Origin of the sequence: Bradyrhizobium zhengyangense (assembly GCF_022012555.1) — a bacterium.
Lineage (GTDB): Bacteria > Pseudomonadota > Alphaproteobacteria > Rhizobiales > Xanthobacteraceae > Bradyrhizobium > Bradyrhizobium zhengyangense.
Genome location: NZ_JAKLTZ010000003.1, coordinates 105,529 through 121,017 on the forward strand (window position 1 = coordinate 105,529; position 15,489 = coordinate 121,017).

Here is a 15,489-nt window from a genome sequence, read left to right on the forward strand (position 1 = left end):
AGCGGCTTCCGCTATTTCCCTGCTTTCTCTGCGGTCATGCCGGCCGTCAGCATCGGTTGGTTTCATGGCGTCCAGGCCTCTCTCTCCCGACAAACAGAAGCTCGCCGCGCAAGAGGCGGTCGAGCTCGACGACAAGCTCGCCTCCAGCGCCAAGCCGGACCTCGAAGACGACGAAGACGAGGATGATGACGAGATTGATCTCGACGACGACGATGATGACGAGGACCTCGTCGTCTTTACCGCGCGCGAAGCCGCCGGCGCGCTCGCGACCATCCTGGGTTTCGTCAAGCCTTTCCTGTCCAACTACAAGCGCATCCTGGGCTATGTGGCGTTCGGCGTTCTGGTCGAGACGCTGTTCAACGTCATCATGCCGCTCAGCTTGAAGTTCCTGATCGACGACGCGCTCGGCGAGGAGGATTTCCAGGCGCTGTACAAGATCCTCGGCGTGCTCGCGGTCGCCGGCATCTTCACCTCGATCGTCGCGGTCTGGTACGAGCGTTGGGACGCGCGGCTGGCAGCTTCCGTCATCTCCGATGTCCGCACGCGCCTGTTCGAGCACGTCCAGGACCTGCCGGCCGCCTATTTCGGCCGCACCAAGCGCGGCGAGATCCTGTCGCGCTTCTCGGTCGACCTCTCGGCCTTCGAAGGCTCGGTCAAGTCGTTCGCCAACAGCGCCGCGCTGCCGTTCCTGGAATTGATCGCGGGCATCATCCTGATGTTCTTCCTGAACTGGCAGCTCGCCCTCGTCGCGCTGCTGGTGTTCCCGATCACACTAATCGGCCCGCGCATCCTGACGCCGAAGGCCGTGCAGGCCAATTACGAGCAGAAGCTCAACGAAAGCGCGCTGCTCGGCATGGTGCAGGAGAACGTGGCGGCGCAGGCCGTGATCAAGGCGTTCAGCCTGCAGCGCAAGATGTTCGGTTTCTTCACCTTCCGCAACGATGCGACCCGCAACAGGATCGCGGCCGCCGGCTTCCTGTCGACGATGGTGGAGCGCACCGTCACCATCTCGGTGCTGTTGTTGCACCTCGTCGTGCTTGCCATCGGCGCCTATCTGGCGACCAAGGGCCAGATCACCATCGGCACCTTCGTCACTTTCGAGAGCGCGTTCTGGGAGGTTTCCTACAACATCGCCCATGTGATGCACTTCATCCCGGTATCGATCTCCTCGGCCGCCGCGATCCGCCACATGCAGGAGTTGCTGGACGAGCCCACCCGTGGTGCCGATCGTCCCGGCGCGCCCGATCTGCCGCGCATCACCCACGACATCACCTTCGACCACGTGACGTTCCAGTACGAGGGCGCGCAGACCCCGGTGCTGGACAATCTCAGCCTCAAGCTCAATGCCGGCAAGCGCATCGCCATCGTCGGCCCATCGGGCTCCGGCAAGAGCACGCTGCTCAACCTGATCTTGCGGCTCTACGTGCCGGACGAGGGCCGCGTCACCATCGACGGCGTCGACGTCCGCAAGGTGACGCTGGATTCGCTGCGCCGGAGCATGGCGGTGGTGTTTCAGGAGAACATGCTGTTCAACATGTCGATCCGCGAGAACATCCGGCTCGGCAAGGAGGGCGCGACCGACGATGAGGTGGAGGAGGCGGCCAAGAAGGCCGAGATCCACCGCTACATCATGAGCCTGCCGCAGCGCTACGACACGCCGGTCGGCGAGCGCGGCGATACGCTGTCGGGCGGCCAGCGCCAGCGCATTGCGATCGCACGCGCGGTCATCCGCAATCCCTCCGTGTTGCTGCTGGACGAGGCGACCTCGGCGCTCGACCAGACTACGGAGGCCGCGATCAACCGCACGTTGCTGAAGGTCGCCAAGGGCCGCACCCTGATCTGGTCGACCCATCGCTTGACCTCTGTGGTCGAGATGGACGAGATCATCGTGATTTCAGGGGGCAGGGCGATCGAGCGCGGTTCGCATGCGGAGCTGCTCGCCAAGAATGGCACCTATCGCAAGCTGTGGAACGACCAGATCCACCAGCCGAACGGCGTGGCCGCTCAGGCCGACGACGACAGCGATGATGACGAGGACGATGAGGACCTCGACGAGGATGATGAGGACGAGGACGACGAGTGACCGAGGAAGTTCGGCTCCAAATGGAATACCCCTCCCAGCCGCCGCAACAATCCCTGGGTCGACCACGCCGTGAAGCGCGCCCAGCGCTGCGCCGTCCAGTAGGGGCTCGTCGCAATCGATACCGAGCGGAAGCCGAATGCTTTTGCCGCCGACCATTCATCGCAGGCTCGCTTGACGGGATCGTCGTAGAAGGCCGCGATCTTGTTTGCATCCATCCCGTCGGACGCCAGCCATTGCGGGATGTGGACGTTGCAGAGCCGCTCGACATCTGTGAACACCTTGTCGCAGCCTGTGCCGGCGGCCGGGCAGGAGGTCGCGAAGGCATCGCCTGCCAGCACCACGCCCGGCTGATGGCTGGAATCGTTCACGTAGAGATCGACCGGGCGAATCTTCACCTCGCCCATGATGTCGAAGGCGCCGGTGATGCGCTTCAGCCGCGGCAGGGCGGCATTCAGAGTCTCGGCCGGCGCGCGGCGGAGCTCGCGCAGCCAGGGATCGTCGAAGTTGCGATACACGAACAGATTGGCCCGCATGCGCGTGCCGATCGGAAACAGTGAGATGTAGGCAATACGGTCGCTCGGCCGTTCGGAGAAATAGGTCAGCGCCGGGAAGTCGAACGCGTTCCGTCCGGCCGGCGCCACATCGAAGCCGATCGAGATCGAATGGCAGGCGCTGATGATGTTTCTGGTGATGCCAAGCTGATGCCGCAGACCGACGTTCAGGCCGTTGGCGAGCACGACCAGGCGGGCCGAAACCGTCTCGTCATTGGCGAGCGCGATTCTCTGCCGCTCGGGGCTGGTCTCGACCGATACCGCCTTGGCCCAGATTCGCTCGACAGTGTCGGGAATCTCGTCGCGGATCGCGTTAACCAGGGAATCATAGAGGATGTTGAACTGCCGGCTCGGCGCCTTGTCGAGGAGATGGCCGAATCGTGCGATCCAGTTCTCGCCGGAGAAAGTCGCGCGGCGCAGGACTGAGTCGGCGATTCCCGTTCGCTGGAATCGCTCGACCTGCAGGTGACCACTGAGCTTCTCGACGCGAAAATCGCCCGGATAGGTCTCGTGCGGATCGATCATGACAGCCGAAATGCCGGCGCGCCCAAGCATTGCGGCGGCGGTCGAACCGGCAAGTCCCCCGCCAATGATGGCAATATCGGTATACCGCATGGCGCTTGTCTCTGCCCGGAGGTGGCAGATTGACGCATCAAGAGGAAAAAAAGCCTTAGCATTGGTTATAAAAGTACATTTCATCCGGGTAAAAATAGGAGTGAGGCTGGCAGAGCAGGGGCCTCGCTCCCATATTCAGGACGCACCGTAAGGGCGTCAGGCAGGCAATTTCTGAAGGTGCGAGAAGCGCTTTGTGACTGTCGTTTCGCCTTGACTTGAGCGAGTCTCACTTATAGAAAGCGCCTCACTTAACGACAGGCGGTGAGCATCGCCAACGTCGGAACGGGCCACCCGTTTGATCCCGAAGGGGTCGCAAAGACGGGCACCAACCTCGACGAATGCCGCTCAAACGCTGTCGATAATAGCTAGGCAATGCCAGTGCGATTTTAGGTCTTCCGAGCATGTTCTCGTGAGGCCGAATTCGGATGCATGACCTCGGTGCGCGGGCCGCGGCTTTACGCTGATCGGCCGCAATACTGCGGTCCTCTGTGGCGTCGAAGCGCTTTCCACTCAGCGATGAGCGGTTGGCGCGATTTCGCTTTGTGCGGATTGTTCCCGTGCGAAGCGGGCCCCGTCGGGCGGGTAGCGCGACAAGAATTTGCGGTCCCGGAAACGGGCTCGCGGCAAGACAGCGGACCCGCAAGGGGCTGCGATAACAAAGGGTAAGGCCAGAATGCCGACGATCAACCAGCTGATCGCTCAACCGCGTGAAGTGCAGAAGTCGCGCAAGAAGGTGCCAGCGCTGCAGCAGTCGCCGCAGAAGCGTGGCGTTTGCACGCGCGTCTACACCACGACCCCGAAGAAGCCGAACTCGGCGCTTCGTAAGGTCGCCAAGGTGCGTCTGACCAACGGTTTCGAGGTGATCGGCTACATCCCGGGTGAAGGCCATAACCTTCAGGAGCACTCGGTGGTCATGATCCGCGGCGGCCGCGTCAAGGACTTGCCCGGCGTGCGCTACCACATCCTCCGCGGCGTTCTGGATACCCAGGGCGTCAAGAACCGTAAGCAGCGTCGTTCGAAGTACGGCGCGAAGCGTCCGAAGTAAGCGGGAACCAGCTCAATGTCTCGTCGCCACTCAGCGGAAAAGCGCGAAGTTCTTCCCGATCCGAAGTTCGGGAACATCATCGTCACGAAGTTCATGAACTCGGTGATGTACGCCGGCAAGAAGTCGGTCGCGGAAGGCATCGTCTACGGTGCGTTCGGCATCATCGAATCCAAGACCAAGCAGAACCCGCTCGGCGTGTTCGAGCAGGCGCTCGAAAACGTCATGCCGACGATCGAAGTGCGCTCCCGCCGCGTCGGCGGTGCGACCTATCAGGTTCCGGTCGAAGTTCGTTCGACCCGCCGTCAGGCGCTGGGCATTCGCTGGCTGATTTCGGCTGCGCGCGAGCGCAACGAGAAGACCATGACCGAGCGGCTCTCGGCTGAGCTCCTGGACGCATCGAACAACCGTGGCAACGCCGTCAAGAAGCGTGAAGACGTGCACCGGATGGCGGAAGCCAACCGTGCCTTCTCGCACTATCGCTGGTAACGGCGAAACAAACGGACTCGCAAGGAACACCCCATGCCCCGCCAACATGCCATCGAAGACTACCGCAACTTCGGTATCATGGCCCATATCGACGCCGGCAAGACGACGACGACCGAGCGCATCCTCTATTACACCGGCAAGAGCCACAAGATCGGCGAAGTGCACGAAGGTGCCGCGACGATGGACTGGATGGAGCAGGAGCAGGAGCGTGGCATCACGATCACCTCGGCTGCGACCACCGCGTTCTGGGCCGGCAAGCGCCTGAACATCATCGATACTCCCGGCCACGTCGACTTCACCATCGAAGTCGAGCGTTCGCTGCGCGTGCTCGACGGCGCCGTCTGCGTGCTCGACTCGAACCAGGGCGTTGAGCCCCAGACCGAGACCGTCTGGCGCCAGGGCGACAAGTACAAGGTTCCGCGCATCGTCTTCGCCAACAAGATGGACAAGACCGGCGCCGACTTCTTCAAGTGCCTGGCCGACATCGTTGACCGCCTCGGTGCCAAGCCGATCGCGATCCAGCTTCCGATCGGTGCCGAGAACAACTTCAAGGGTCTCGTCGACCTCGTGAAGATGAAGGGCATCGTCTGGAACGACGAGTCGCTCGGCGCGAAGTTCGACTATGTCGACATTCCGGAAGACATGGTCGATCAGGCCAAGGAATACCGCGAGAAGATGGTGGAAGCCGCCGTCGAGCTCGACGACGACGCCATGGCCGCCTATCTCGACGGTAAGGAGCCTGATGAGGCGACCCTGAAGCGCCTGCTGCGCAAGGCGGTGCTGACCGGTGCGTTCTATCCCGTGCTGTGCGGCTCGGCCTTCAAGAACAAGGGCGTGCAGCCGCTGCTCGACGCCGTCGTCGACTATCTGCCGTCGCCGATCGACGTGCCCGCGATCAAGGGCACCGACGACAGCGGCAACGAAGTCGTGCGCAGGGCGGACGACAAGGAGCCGCTCGCGCTGCTCGCGTTCAAGATCATGGACGACCCGTTCGTCGGCACCATTACATTCTGCCGCATCTACTCCGGCGTTCTGCAGAGCGGCACCGGCGTCGTGAACTCGACCCGCGAGAAGAAGGAGCGCATTGGGCGCATGCTGTTGATGCATGCGAACAACCGCGAAGACATCAAGGAAGCCTATGCCGGCGATATCGTCGCGCTGGCCGGCCTGAAGGAAGCGCGCACCGGTGACACGCTGTGCGATCCCGACAAGCAGGTGGTCCTGGAGAAGATGGAATTCCCCGAGCCGGTCATCGAGATCGCGATCGAGCCGAAGTCCAAGGCCGACCAGGAAAAGCTCGGCGTGGCGCTGGCCAAGCTCGCTGCGGAGGATCCGTCCTTCCGCGTCTCGACCGACCAGGAGTCCGGTCAGACCATCCTCAAGGGCATGGGCGAACTCCATCTCGACATCAAGGTCGACATCCTCCGCCGTACCTACAAGGTCGACGCCAACATCGGCGCGCCCCAGGTTGCGTTCCGTGAGCGCGTCACCAAGAAGGCCGAGGTCAAGTACACCCACAAGAAGCAGACCGGTGGTACCGGTCAGTTCGCCGAAGTGTCGATCGTCGTCGAGCCGAACGAGCCCGGCAAGGGCTACGAGTTCGAGTCGAAGATCGTTGGTGGCGCGGTGCCGAAGGAATACATCCCCGGCGTCGAAAAGGGCCTCAACAGCGTGATGAGCTCTGGCGTGGTCGCGGGCTTCCCCGTGGTCGACGTCAAGGTTCAGCTCGTCGACGGCAAGTATCACGACGTCGACTCGTCGGCGCTCGCCTTCGAAATCGCATCGCGCGCGGCTTTCCGCGAAGCGCTGCAGAAGGGCAAGTCCGTCCTGCTCGAGCCGATCATGAAGGTCGAAGTGGTGACCCCGGAAGACTATACCGGTTCGGTCATTGGCGACCTGAATTCCCGGCGCGGTCAGATCCAGGGCCAGGACATGCGCGGCAACGCCAACGTCATCAACGCGATGGTGCCGCTCATGAACATGTTCGGTTACGTGAACAACCTGCGCTCGATGAGCCAGGGGCGCGCGACCTTCACCATGCAGTTCGATCACTACGCAGAAGCGCCGGCTAACGTGTCGGCGGAAGTCCAAAAGAAGTTTGCCTGATTGTCGTCGGTCTAAAGCTGACGATTGAACGGAGAGTCAAATGGCCAAAGCAAAGTTTGAACGTACCAAGCCGCACTGCAACATCGGCACCATCGGTCACGTCGACCATGGCAAGACGTCGCTGACCGCGGCGATCACCAAGGTTCTCGCCGAAGCCGGCGGTGCGACGTTCACCGCGTACGACCAGATCGACAAGGCGCCGGAAGAGAAGGCGCGCGGCATCACTATCTCGACCGCGCACGTCGAGTACGAGACGCCGAACCGCCACTACGCGCACGTCGACTGCCCCGGCCACGCCGACTACGTGAAGAACATGATCACCGGCGCCGCACAGATGGACGGTGCTATCCTGGTCGTGTCGGCTGCTGACGGCCCGATGCCGCAGACCCGCGAGCACATCCTGCTCGCCCGCCAGGTCGGCGTGCCCGCGCTCGTCGTGTTCCTCAACAAGTGCGACATGGTCGACGATCCGGAACTGCTCGAGCTCGTCGAGCTCGAAGTCCGCGAGCTGCTCTCGAAGTACGACTTCCCGGGCGACAAGATCCCGATCATCAAGGGTTCGGCTCTCGCCGCCCTCGAAGACTCGGACAAGAAGCTCGGCCACGACGCCATCCTCGAGCTGATGAAGAACGTCGACAGCTACATCCCGCAGCCGGAGCGTCCGATCGACCAGCCGTTCCTGATGCCGGTTGAAGACGTGTTCTCGATCTCGGGCCGCGGCACCGTCGTGACCGGCCGTGTCGAGCGCGGCGTCGTCAAGGTCGGCGAGGAAATCGAGATCGTCGGTCTCCGCGCCACCCAGAAGACCACCGTCACCGGCGTCGAAATGTTCCGCAAGCTGCTCGATCAGGGCCAGGCCGGCGACAACATCGGTGCGCTGCTCCGCGGTACCAAGCGTGAAGACGTCGAGCGCGGCCAGGTGCTCTGTAAGCCGGGTTCGGTCAAGCCGCACACCAAGTTCAAGGCTGAGGCTTACATCCTCACCAAGGAAGAGGGCGGTCGTCACACCCCGTTCTTCACCAACTATCGTCCGCAGTTCTACTTCCGCACCACCGACGTGACCGGTGTCGTGCATCTGCCGGAAGGTACCGAGATGGTGATGCCGGGCGACAACATTGCGATGGAAGTGCACCTGATCGTGCCGATCGCGATGGAAGAGAAGCTCCGCTTCGCGATCCGCGAAGGCGGCCGCACCGTCGGCGCCGGCGTCGTCGCTTCGATCATCGAGTAATTACGAGAATAGGGATCGGCGAGTAGCGAATGGACACATTCGCTATTCGCTATTCGCCACCCAACGAAGAGAGACCACGGCAATGAACGGCCAAAATATTCGCATCCGTCTCAAGGCGTTCGACCATCGTATCCTCGATACGTCGACCCGCGAGATCGTGAACACGGCGAAGCGCACCGGTGCGCAGGTCCGCGGACCCATTCCGCTGCCCACCCGCATCGAGAAGTTCACCGTCAACCGTTCGCCGCACGTTGACAAGAAGAGCCGCGAACAGTTCGAGATGCGCACTCACAAGCGCCTGCTCGACATCGTCGATCCGACCCCGCAGACCGTCGATGCTTTGATGAAGCTCGACCTGGCCGCCGGTGTCGACGTCGAGATCAAGCTCTAAGATTTTTGGATCACGTTCGCACCTCGCGGACAGAAAGAACAGGAAGCACGCCGATGCGCTCCGGAGTGATCGCACAAAAGGTCGGGATGACGCGGGTCTTTACAGAGGCCGGCGAACATATCCCCGTGACCGTGCTGAAGCTCGGCAATTGCCAGGTCGTAGGCCACCGCACTGAAGAGAAGAACGGTTACGTCGCGCTCCAGCTTGGTTCTGGCAGCCGCAAGACCGTGTACATGCCCAAGGCTGAGCGCGGCCAGTTCGCGGTCGCCAAGGTCGAGCCGAAGCGGCAGGTCGAGGAGTTCCGCGTGTCCGCGGACGCCATGATCCCCGTGGGCGCCGAGATCCTCGCCGACCATTTCGTCGTCGGCCAGTTCGTCGACGTTACCGGCACTTCGGTCGGTAAGGGCTTTGCCGGCGGCATGAAGCGCTGGAATTTCGGCGGTCTGCGAGCCACGCACGGTGTGTCGGTCTCGCATCGTTCAATCGGTTCGACCGGTGGCCGTCAGGACCCCGGCAAGACCTGGAAGAACAAGAAGATGCCCGGCCACATGGGTGTCGATCGCATCACCACGCTGAACCTTCGCGTCGTCCAGACCGATGTCGAGCGTGGCCTGATCCTCGTCGAAGGCGCCGTTCCCGGCTCCAAGGGCGGCTGGATCCGCGTGCGCGACGCCGTCAAGAAGCCGCTGCCGAAGGAAGCTCCGAAGCCCGGCAAGTTCAAGGTTGCGGGCGGCGAAGCCGAGGCTGCGGCCCAGCAAGAGGGTGCGTGAGATGGAACTAAAGGTCACCACCCTCGAAGGTAAGGAAGCGGGCTCGGTCCAGCTGTCCGACGCCATTTTCGGCCTTGAGCCGCGCCAGGACATCATTGCGCGTTGCGTGCAGTGGCAGCTCAACAAGCGTCAGGCCGGCACGCACAAGGCCAAGGGTCGCGCCGAGATCTGGCGCACCGGCAAGAAGATGTACAAGCAGAAGGGCACCGGCGGTGCTCGTCACGGCTCGGCCCGCGTGCCGCAGTTCCGCGGCGGCGGTCGTGCCTTCGGACCGGTCGTGCGTTCGCACGCCACCGACCTGCCGAAGAAGGTCCGTGCGCTTGCTCTCAAGCATGCACTGTCGGCCAAGGCCAAGGACGGCGATCTGCTCGTGATCGACAAGGCCGCGCTGGAAGCCGCCAAGACCAAGGCGCTGCTCGGTCACTTCTCGGGCCTCGGCTTGACCAACGCGCTGATCATCGACGGTGCCGAGCTCAACAACGGCTTTGCGGCTGCGGCCCGCAACATCCCGAACATGGACGTGCTGCCGATCCAGGGCATCAACGTCTATGACATCCTGCGCCGTCAGAAGCTCGTTCTGACCAAGGCCGCCATCGATGCGCTGGAGGCGCGCTTCAAATGAGCAAGAACATCGAGCCTCGGCATTATGACGTGATCGTCGCACCGGTCGTCACCGAAAAGGCGACGCTGGCGTCCGAGCACAACAAGGTCCTGTTCAAGGTGGCCGCGAAGGCGACCAAGCCGCAGATCAAGGAAGCGATCGAGAAGCTGTTCGACGTCAAGGTCAAGAGCGTCAACACGCTGGTCCGCAAGGGCAAGACCAAGGTCTTCCGCGGCAATCTCGGTTCGCAGTCGAACACCAAGCGCGCGATCGTGACCCTCGAAGAGGGTCATCGGATCGACGTGACCACCGGTCTGTAAGGTCGCACGACGATGGCACTGAAGAAATTCAATCCCACGACACCGGGCCAGCGCCAGCTGGTGATGGTCGATCGTTCGGCCCTCTACAAGGGCAAGCCGGTCAAGGCGCTCACCGAAGGCAAGCACTCCTCGGGCGGTCGCAACAACACCGGTCGCATCACCGTGCGCTTCCGCGGCGGCGGTCACAAGCAGACCCTCCGCATTGTCGACTTCAAGCGCGACAAGGTCGACGCGCCCGCGACCGTTGAGCGGCTGGAATACGATCCGAACCGCACCGCGTTTATCGCGCTGGTCAAGTACGAAGACGGCACCCAGGCCTATATCCTGGCGCCGCAGCGTCTGGCGGTCGGCGATTCCGTGGTTGCCGGCAACTATGTGGACGTGAAGCCGGGCAACGTCATGCCGCTTGGCAACATGCCGGTCGGCACGATCATCCACAACATCGAGGTCAAGATCGGGAAGGGCGGTCAGCTCGCCCGCTCCGCCGGCACCTATGCCCAGCTCGTCGGTCGCGATCAGGACTACGTGATCATCCGTCTGAATTCGGGTGAGCAGCGCCTGGTGCACGGCCGTTGCCGCGGCACGATCGGCGCGGTGTCGAACCCGGATCACATGAATACCTCGATCGGCAAGGCCGGCCGCAACCGTTGGCTGGGCCGCAAGCCGCATAACCGCGGCGTTTCGATGAACCCCATCGACCATCCGCACGGCGGTGGTGAAGGTCGTACCTCGGGCGGTCGCCACCCGGTCACCCCGTGGGGCAAGCCGACCAAGGGCAAGAAGACCCGCACCAACAAGTCGACCAACAAATTCATTCTCCTAAGCCGCCACAAGCGGAAGAAGTAAGGAACGCCGGACATGGTTCGTTCAGTCTGGAAAGGCCCGTTCGTCGAGGGTTCTCTGCTCAAGAAGGCAGATGCCGCCCGCTCGTCCGGCCGTCACGACGTCATCAAGATCTGGAGCCGTCGCTCGACGATCCTGCCGCAATTCGTCGGTCTGACCTTCGGCGTCTACAACGGTCAGAAGCACGTGCCGGTGGCCGTCAACGAGGAAATGGTGGGTCACAAGTTCGGCGAGTTCTCGCCGACCCGGACCTTCCATGGCCACTCCGGCGACAAGAAAGCCAAGAAGGCTTGAGGATTAAACGATGAGCAAACCTAAGCGCGAACGGAGCCTCGCCGAGAACGAGGCCAAGGCGGTCGCCCGGATGCTGCGGGTGAGCCCGCAGAAGCTCAACCTGGTCGCCCAGCTCATTCGCGGCCGGAAGGCTTCCGCTGCGCTCGCCGATCTGCAGTTCTCGCGCAAGCGGATCGCGGTCGACGTGAAGAAGTGCCTGGAATCGGCTATCGCCAATGCCGAGAACAACCACGACCTCGACGTCGATGATCTCGTGGTGGCGCAGGCCTTCGTCGGCAACGGCCTCGTGATGAAGCGTTTTGCCGCCCGCGGCCGTGGCCGCTCGGGCCGTGTCTACAAACCATTTTCGCAGCTGACGATCATTGTTCGTCAGGTCGAAGCCGAAGCAGCAGCGGCTTAAGGGCCGCAGGAGAAAACGATGGGTCAAAAGATCAATCCGATCGGTCTGCGTCTCGGCATCAACCGGACCTGGGATTCCCGCTGGTTCGCCGGCAAGCAGGAATACGGCAAGCTGCTGCACGAGGACGTCAAGATCCGCGAGATCCTGCACAAGGAGCTCAAGCAGGCGGCCGTCGCCCGCATCGTGATCGAGCGTCCGCACAAGAAGTGCCGCGTCACCATCCACTCGGCTCGTCCGGGCGTGGTGATCGGCAAGAAGGGCGCCGACATCGACAAGCTGCGCAAGAAGGTCGCGGACATCACCTCGTCCGACGTCGTCATCAACATCGTCGAAATCCGCAAGCCGGAGCTCGATGCGACGCTGGTGGCCGAGTCGATCGCCCAGCAGCTGGAGCGCCGCGTTGCGTTCCGCCGTGCCATGAAGCGCGCCGTTCAATCGGCGATGCGTCTCGGCGCGGAAGGCATCCGCATCAACTGCTCGGGTCGTCTGGGCGGTGCGGAAATCGCGCGCATGGAGTGGTATCGCGAAGGCCGCGTGCCGCTGCACACCCTGCGCGCCGACATCGATTACGGCGTTGCGACCGCGTTCACGACCTTCGGCACCTGCGGCGTCAAGGTCTGGATCTTCAAGGGTGAGATCCTCGAGCACGATCCGATGGCCCAGGACAAGAGAATGGCCGAAGGCGAGACGGGTGGCGGTGGTGATCGTGGTGGCCGTCAGCGCCGCGATACGGCTGCGGCCTGATCCAGCACAGGAATTTGAGGGCTTAAAGCCATGATGCAACCTAAGAAAACGAAGTTCCGGAAGGCGCATAAGGGCCGTATCCACGGCGTTGCGTCGTCGGGCGCGACGTTGGCGTTCGGCCAGTTCGGCCTGAAGGCGACCGAGCCTGAGCGCGTCACCGCGCGCCAGATCGAAGCCGCCCGCCGCGCGCTGACCCGCCACATGAAGCGCGCCGGCCGCGTCTGGATCCGCGTGTTCCCCGACGTTCCGGTGTCGAAGAAGCCGGCCGAAGTCCGCATGGGCTCCGGCAAGGGTTCGCCGGAACTGTGGGTCGCCCGCGTCAAGCCGGGCCGGGTGCTGTTCGAGATCGACGGCGTCAACACCCAGACGGCGCGCGAAGCGCTGACGCTCGCGGCCGCCAAGCTGCCGATCAAGACGCGCTTCGTCGAGCGCATTGCGGAGTAATGGCCATGGCCCAGATGAAGATCGAAGACATCCGCGCGATGAGCCCCGACCAGCAGGACGATGCCGTCCTGAACCTGAAGAAGGAGCGCTTCAACCTGCGCTTCCAGCGTGCCACCGGGCAGCTCGAGAACACCTCGCGTCTGCGCGAGGCTCGCCGCGACATCGCCCGGATCAAGACCGTCGCCGCGCAAGCGCGCGCGAAGAAGAAGTAAGGGGCTAACGGATATGCCGAAACGTACTTTGCAAGGCGTGGTCGTCAGCGACAAGACTGCCAAGACCGTCGTGGTGCGCGTCGATCGCCGCTTCACGCACCCGATCTACAAGAAGACGATCCGTCGTTCGAAGAACTACCACGCGCACGACGAGAACAACGAGTTCAAGCCGGGCGACATGGTCTGGATCGAAGAGACCAAGCCGATTTCGAAGTTGAAGTGCTGGATCGTGATCCGGGGCGAACACAAGAAAAGCGCCTGATCTGTTGGCCTTGGCCGACTGACTTCAGGGAAATGTTGAGCGCCGGCTAGGCTGGCGCAAAGAGAAAGAGGACGAGGTGCATCAATGATTCAGATGCAGACCAACCTCGACGTGGCCGATAATTCTGGCGCACGCCGTGTCATGTGTATCAAGGTGCTCGGAGGCTCCAAGCGCCGCTACGCGACGATCGGCGACATCATTGTCGTCTCGATCAAGGAAGCCATTCCGCGTGGCAAGGTGAAGAAGGGCGACGTGATGAAGGCCGTCGTGGTGCGTGTCCGCAAGGACATCCGCCGCGCTGACGGTTCGGTCATCCGCTTCGACCGCAACGCCGCTGTCCTGATCAACAACCAGGCCGAGCCGGTCGGCACCCGTATCTTCGGGCCCGTGCCGCGCGAGCTGCGTGCGAAAAATCACATGAAGATCATTTCGCTCGCGCCGGAGGTGCTGTGATGGCTGCGAAGATCCGCAAGGGCGACAAGGTCGTCGTGCTGACCGGCCGCGACAAGGGTCGCACCGGCGAGGTGTTTGAAGTTCGCCCCGACGCCGGTACGGCGCTCGTGCGCGGCATCAACATGGTCAAGCGTCACCAGAAGCAGACGCAGGCCCAGGAGGGCGGCATCATCTCGAAGGAGTCGCCGATCCAACTGTCCAACATCGCGTATGTCGGCAAGGACGGAAAGCCGACCCGCGTCGGATTCAAGATTCTGGCGGACGGCAAGAAGGTCCGCATCGCCAAGAGCTCGGGAGCTGAGATCGATGGCTGAGGCCGCTTATACCCCGCGCCTGCGCGCGGAATACGATGCGAAGATCCGCACGGCGATGACCGAGAAGTTCGGTTATCAGAACGTGATGCAGGTTCCGCGTCTGGACAAGGTCGTGCTGAACATGGGCGTTGGCGATTCCGTCAACGACCGCAAGAAGGCCGAGACCGCAGCTGCCGAGCTGACCCAGATCGCCGGCCAGAAGGCAATCGTGACCTACTCGCGTATCGCGATCGCGACCTTCAAGCTGCGTGAGAATCAGCCGATCGGCTGCAAGGTCACGCTGCGCAAGGCCCGTATGTACGAGTTCATCGATCGCCTGGTGACGGTCGCGCTGCCGCGCGTCCGCGACTTCCGCGGCCTGAACCCGAAGAGCTTTGACGGCCGCGGCAACTACTCGCTCGGCATCAAGGAGCACATCATTTTCCCCGAGATCGACTTCGACAAGGTCACGGAAGCCCGTGGTATGGACATCACCGTCTGCACCACGGCCAAGACCGACGAAGAGGCGAGGGCCTTGTTGACCGCTTTCAATTTCCCGTTCCGGCAGTGAGACGCTGACCTAAAGCCTCTCAAACGCGGATACCCAGGAGCCAAGCATGGCAAAGAAGAGTTCAATCGAGAAGAACAACCGGCGCAAGCGGATGGTGAAGAACGCCGCCCCGAAGCGCGAGCGGTTGAAGGCGATCATCGCCGACAAGACGCTGCCGATGGAGGAGCGGTTCGCCGCCACCCTGAAGCTTGCGGAAATGCCGCGCAATTCGTCGGCCACCCGCATTCGTCTGCGTTGCGAGCTGTCGGGCCGCCCGCGCTCGAACTATCGCAAGAACAAGCTGTCCCGTATCGCGCTCCGCGACCTTGGCTCCAAGGGCATGGTCCCGGGCCTCGTGAAGTCGAGCTGGTAAGGAGGGTCGTTTAGATGTCTACGCACGATCCAATCAGCGATCTGATCACCCGCATCCGCAACGCGCAGATGCGCTCCAAGAGCAAGGTCTCCACGCCCGGCTCGAAGATGCGCGAGAACGTCCTCGAAGTGCTCAAGAGCGAGGGCTACATCCGCGGTTACGCCACCCTCGAGCACGCCTCGGGCCGCAGCGAGATCGAGATCGAGCTGAAGTATTTCGACGGCGAGCCCGTCATCCGCGAGATCGAACGTGTCTCCAAGCCAGGGCGTCGCGTGTACGCCTCGGTGAAGAACCTGCCGCGGGTCAATAACGGGCTCGGTATTTCGGTGTTGTCGACGCCGAAGGGGATCATGGCCGACCACAGTGCGCGTGAAGCGAACGTGGGCGGTGAAGTCCTCTTCACGGTGTTCTGAGAAGGGTTT

General features: G+C 62.6%; 22 protein-coding genes. 21 read left to right on the top strand and 1 reads right to left on the bottom strand.

The features are described from left to right. Window positions 1–64: 64 nt before the first annotated feature. Window positions 65–2,083 (top strand): ABC transporter ATP-binding protein, encoded by a 2,019-nt coding sequence (locus L6639_RS10950; protein WP_237861438.1) that lies wholly within the window; start codon window positions 65–67, stop codon window positions 2,081–2,083. On the opposite strand, the gene L6639_RS10955 is transcribed toward L6639_RS10950, so the two are convergent. Next, window positions 2,005–3,249, bottom strand: a complete 1,245-nt coding sequence (locus tag L6639_RS10955) for an FAD-dependent oxidoreductase (protein WP_237861440.1) — start codon at window positions 3,247–3,249, stop codon at window positions 2,005–2,007. The two genes, L6639_RS10950 and L6639_RS10955, sit on opposite strands and share 79 nt — an antisense overlap. 673 nt (window positions 3,250–3,922) lie before the next feature. On the opposite strand from L6639_RS10955, the gene rpsL reads away from it, so the two are divergent. The 20 genes from rpsL to rpsH all read left to right on the top strand — a co-directional run bounded on the left by rpsL (window position 3,923) and on the right by rpsH (window position 15,480). Then, window positions 3,923–4,294, top strand: a complete 372-nt coding sequence (gene rpsL, locus L6639_RS10960; protein WP_007603006.1) for a 30S ribosomal protein S12 — start codon at window positions 3,923–3,925, stop codon at window positions 4,292–4,294. A 15-nt stretch (window positions 4,295–4,309) separates the two neighbouring features. Beyond that, a complete protein-coding gene (rpsG, locus tag L6639_RS10965; RefSeq protein WP_008136420.1) occupies window positions 4,310–4,780 on the top strand; it encodes a 30S ribosomal protein S7 in 471 nt (156 codons plus the stop codon). 33 nt (window positions 4,781–4,813) lie between these two features. Continuing rightward, window positions 4,814–6,886, top strand: coding sequence for an elongation factor G (gene fusA, locus L6639_RS10970; protein WP_237861441.1), 2,073 nt, complete (start codon window positions 4,814–4,816; stop codon window positions 6,884–6,886). A gap of 40 nt (window positions 6,887–6,926) precedes the next feature. Beyond that, on the top strand, window positions 6,927–8,117 hold the full coding sequence (tuf, locus tag L6639_RS10975; protein WP_057745503.1) for an elongation factor Tu: 1,191 nt from the start codon (window positions 6,927–6,929) through the stop codon (window positions 8,115–8,117). 82 nt (window positions 8,118–8,199) lie between these two features. Next, window positions 8,200–8,508: a 30S ribosomal protein S10 gene (rpsJ, locus tag L6639_RS10980; RefSeq protein ID WP_002712302.1), complete on the top strand. Its 309-nt coding sequence runs from the start codon at window positions 8,200–8,202 to the stop codon at window positions 8,506–8,508. A gap of 53 nt (window positions 8,509–8,561) precedes the next feature. After that, window positions 8,562–9,278 carry a 50S ribosomal protein L3 gene (gene rplC, locus L6639_RS10985; RefSeq protein ID WP_092294142.1) on the top strand — a complete coding sequence of 239 codons (717 nt, stop codon included), beginning with the start codon at window positions 8,562–8,564 and terminating at the stop codon, window positions 9,276–9,278. 1 nt (window position 9,279) lies between these two features. Beyond that, complete coding sequence (gene rplD / locus L6639_RS10990; protein ID WP_011088150.1) at window positions 9,280–9,900, top strand: 50S ribosomal protein L4; 621 nt, start codon at window positions 9,280–9,282, stop codon at window positions 9,898–9,900. Beyond that, complete coding sequence (locus L6639_RS10995) at window positions 9,897–10,199, top strand: 50S ribosomal protein L23 (protein WP_237861442.1); 303 nt, start codon at window positions 9,897–9,899, stop codon at window positions 10,197–10,199. The genes rplD and L6639_RS10995 overlap by 4 nt, the downstream gene beginning before the upstream one ends. Before the next feature lie 12 nt (window positions 10,200–10,211). Then, complete coding sequence (rplB, locus tag L6639_RS11000; RefSeq protein WP_237861443.1) at window positions 10,212–11,045, top strand: 50S ribosomal protein L2; 834 nt, start codon at window positions 10,212–10,214, stop codon at window positions 11,043–11,045. Window positions 11,046–11,057: 12 nt separating this feature from the next. Further along, a complete protein-coding gene (rpsS, locus tag L6639_RS11005) occupies window positions 11,058–11,336 on the top strand; it encodes a 30S ribosomal protein S19 (protein ID WP_007603021.1) in 279 nt (92 codons plus the stop codon). A 10-nt stretch (window positions 11,337–11,346) separates the two neighbouring features. Continuing rightward, window positions 11,347–11,736 (top strand): 50S ribosomal protein L22, encoded by a 390-nt coding sequence (gene rplV, locus L6639_RS11010; protein WP_057745488.1) that lies wholly within the window; start codon window positions 11,347–11,349, stop codon window positions 11,734–11,736. Between the two features lie 18 nt (window positions 11,737–11,754). Further along, window positions 11,755–12,480, top strand: coding sequence for a 30S ribosomal protein S3 (gene rpsC, locus L6639_RS11015; RefSeq protein WP_237861444.1), 726 nt, complete (start codon window positions 11,755–11,757; stop codon window positions 12,478–12,480). 30 nt (window positions 12,481–12,510) lie between these two features. Continuing rightward, window positions 12,511–12,924, top strand: a complete 414-nt coding sequence (rplP, locus tag L6639_RS11020) for a 50S ribosomal protein L16 (RefSeq protein ID WP_008136349.1) — start codon at window positions 12,511–12,513, stop codon at window positions 12,922–12,924. Between the two features lie 5 nt (window positions 12,925–12,929). Then, complete coding sequence (rpmC, locus tag L6639_RS11025; RefSeq protein ID WP_027535297.1) at window positions 12,930–13,136, top strand: 50S ribosomal protein L29; 207 nt, start codon at window positions 12,930–12,932, stop codon at window positions 13,134–13,136. A gap of 13 nt (window positions 13,137–13,149) precedes the next feature. Beyond that, the gene (rpsQ, locus tag L6639_RS11030) at window positions 13,150–13,398 is read left to right on the top strand and encodes a 30S ribosomal protein S17 (protein ID WP_057745481.1); all 249 of its coding nucleotides are present in this window, start codon (window positions 13,150–13,152) and stop codon (window positions 13,396–13,398) included. Window positions 13,399–13,482: 84 nt separating this feature from the next. Continuing rightward, complete coding sequence (rplN, locus tag L6639_RS11035; RefSeq protein ID WP_008549246.1) at window positions 13,483–13,851, top strand: 50S ribosomal protein L14; 369 nt, start codon at window positions 13,483–13,485, stop codon at window positions 13,849–13,851. Then, window positions 13,851–14,165, top strand: coding sequence for a 50S ribosomal protein L24 (rplX, locus tag L6639_RS11040; RefSeq protein ID WP_007603031.1), 315 nt, complete (start codon window positions 13,851–13,853; stop codon window positions 14,163–14,165). The genes rplN and rplX overlap by 1 nt, the downstream gene beginning before the upstream one ends. After that, window positions 14,158–14,715 carry a 50S ribosomal protein L5 gene (rplE, locus tag L6639_RS11045; RefSeq protein WP_128966828.1) on the top strand — a complete coding sequence of 186 codons (558 nt, stop codon included), beginning with the start codon at window positions 14,158–14,160 and terminating at the stop codon, window positions 14,713–14,715. The genes rplX and rplE overlap by 8 nt, the downstream gene beginning before the upstream one ends. Window positions 14,716–14,761: 46 nt before the next feature. Further along, window positions 14,762–15,067 (top strand): 30S ribosomal protein S14, encoded by a 306-nt coding sequence (rpsN, locus tag L6639_RS11050; protein ID WP_027535302.1) that lies wholly within the window; start codon window positions 14,762–14,764, stop codon window positions 15,065–15,067. A gap of 14 nt (window positions 15,068–15,081) precedes the next feature. After that, window positions 15,082–15,480, top strand: a complete 399-nt coding sequence (gene rpsH / locus L6639_RS11055) for a 30S ribosomal protein S8 (protein ID WP_057745471.1) — start codon at window positions 15,082–15,084, stop codon at window positions 15,478–15,480. The last annotated feature ends 9 nt before the right edge of the window (window positions 15,481–15,489 follow it).

Coding starts and splice junctions, on each gene's coding strand:
- L6639_RS10950 (WP_237861438.1), top strand. CDS start 65: ATGGCGTCCAGGCCTCTCTCTCCCGACAAACAGAAGCTCGCCGCGCAA.
- L6639_RS10955 (WP_237861440.1), bottom strand. CDS start 3,249: ATGCGGTATACCGATATTGCCATCATTGGCGGGGGACTTGCCGGTTCG.
- rpsL (WP_007603006.1), top strand. CDS start 3,923: ATGCCGACGATCAACCAGCTGATCGCTCAACCGCGTGAAGTGCAGAAG.
- rpsG (WP_008136420.1), top strand. CDS start 4,310: ATGTCTCGTCGCCACTCAGCGGAAAAGCGCGAAGTTCTTCCCGATCCG.
- fusA (WP_237861441.1), top strand. CDS start 4,814: ATGCCCCGCCAACATGCCATCGAAGACTACCGCAACTTCGGTATCATG.
- tuf (WP_057745503.1), top strand. CDS start 6,927: ATGGCCAAAGCAAAGTTTGAACGTACCAAGCCGCACTGCAACATCGGC.
- rpsJ (WP_002712302.1), top strand. CDS start 8,200: ATGAACGGCCAAAATATTCGCATCCGTCTCAAGGCGTTCGACCATCGT.
- rplC (WP_092294142.1), top strand. CDS start 8,562: ATGCGCTCCGGAGTGATCGCACAAAAGGTCGGGATGACGCGGGTCTTT.
- rplD (WP_011088150.1), top strand. CDS start 9,280: ATGGAACTAAAGGTCACCACCCTCGAAGGTAAGGAAGCGGGCTCGGTC.
- L6639_RS10995 (WP_237861442.1), top strand. CDS start 9,897: ATGAGCAAGAACATCGAGCCTCGGCATTATGACGTGATCGTCGCACCG.
- rplB (WP_237861443.1), top strand. CDS start 10,212: ATGGCACTGAAGAAATTCAATCCCACGACACCGGGCCAGCGCCAGCTG.
- rpsS (WP_007603021.1), top strand. CDS start 11,058: ATGGTTCGTTCAGTCTGGAAAGGCCCGTTCGTCGAGGGTTCTCTGCTC.
- rplV (WP_057745488.1), top strand. CDS start 11,347: ATGAGCAAACCTAAGCGCGAACGGAGCCTCGCCGAGAACGAGGCCAAG.
- rpsC (WP_237861444.1), top strand. CDS start 11,755: ATGGGTCAAAAGATCAATCCGATCGGTCTGCGTCTCGGCATCAACCGG.
- rplP (WP_008136349.1), top strand. CDS start 12,511: ATGATGCAACCTAAGAAAACGAAGTTCCGGAAGGCGCATAAGGGCCGT.
- rpmC (WP_027535297.1), top strand. CDS start 12,930: ATGGCCCAGATGAAGATCGAAGACATCCGCGCGATGAGCCCCGACCAG.
- rpsQ (WP_057745481.1), top strand. CDS start 13,150: ATGCCGAAACGTACTTTGCAAGGCGTGGTCGTCAGCGACAAGACTGCC.
- rplN (WP_008549246.1), top strand. CDS start 13,483: ATGATTCAGATGCAGACCAACCTCGACGTGGCCGATAATTCTGGCGCA.
- rplX (WP_007603031.1), top strand. CDS start 13,851: ATGGCTGCGAAGATCCGCAAGGGCGACAAGGTCGTCGTGCTGACCGGC.
- rplE (WP_128966828.1), top strand. CDS start 14,158: ATGGCTGAGGCCGCTTATACCCCGCGCCTGCGCGCGGAATACGATGCG.
- rpsN (WP_027535302.1), top strand. CDS start 14,762: ATGGCAAAGAAGAGTTCAATCGAGAAGAACAACCGGCGCAAGCGGATG.
- rpsH (WP_057745471.1), top strand. CDS start 15,082: ATGTCTACGCACGATCCAATCAGCGATCTGATCACCCGCATCCGCAAC.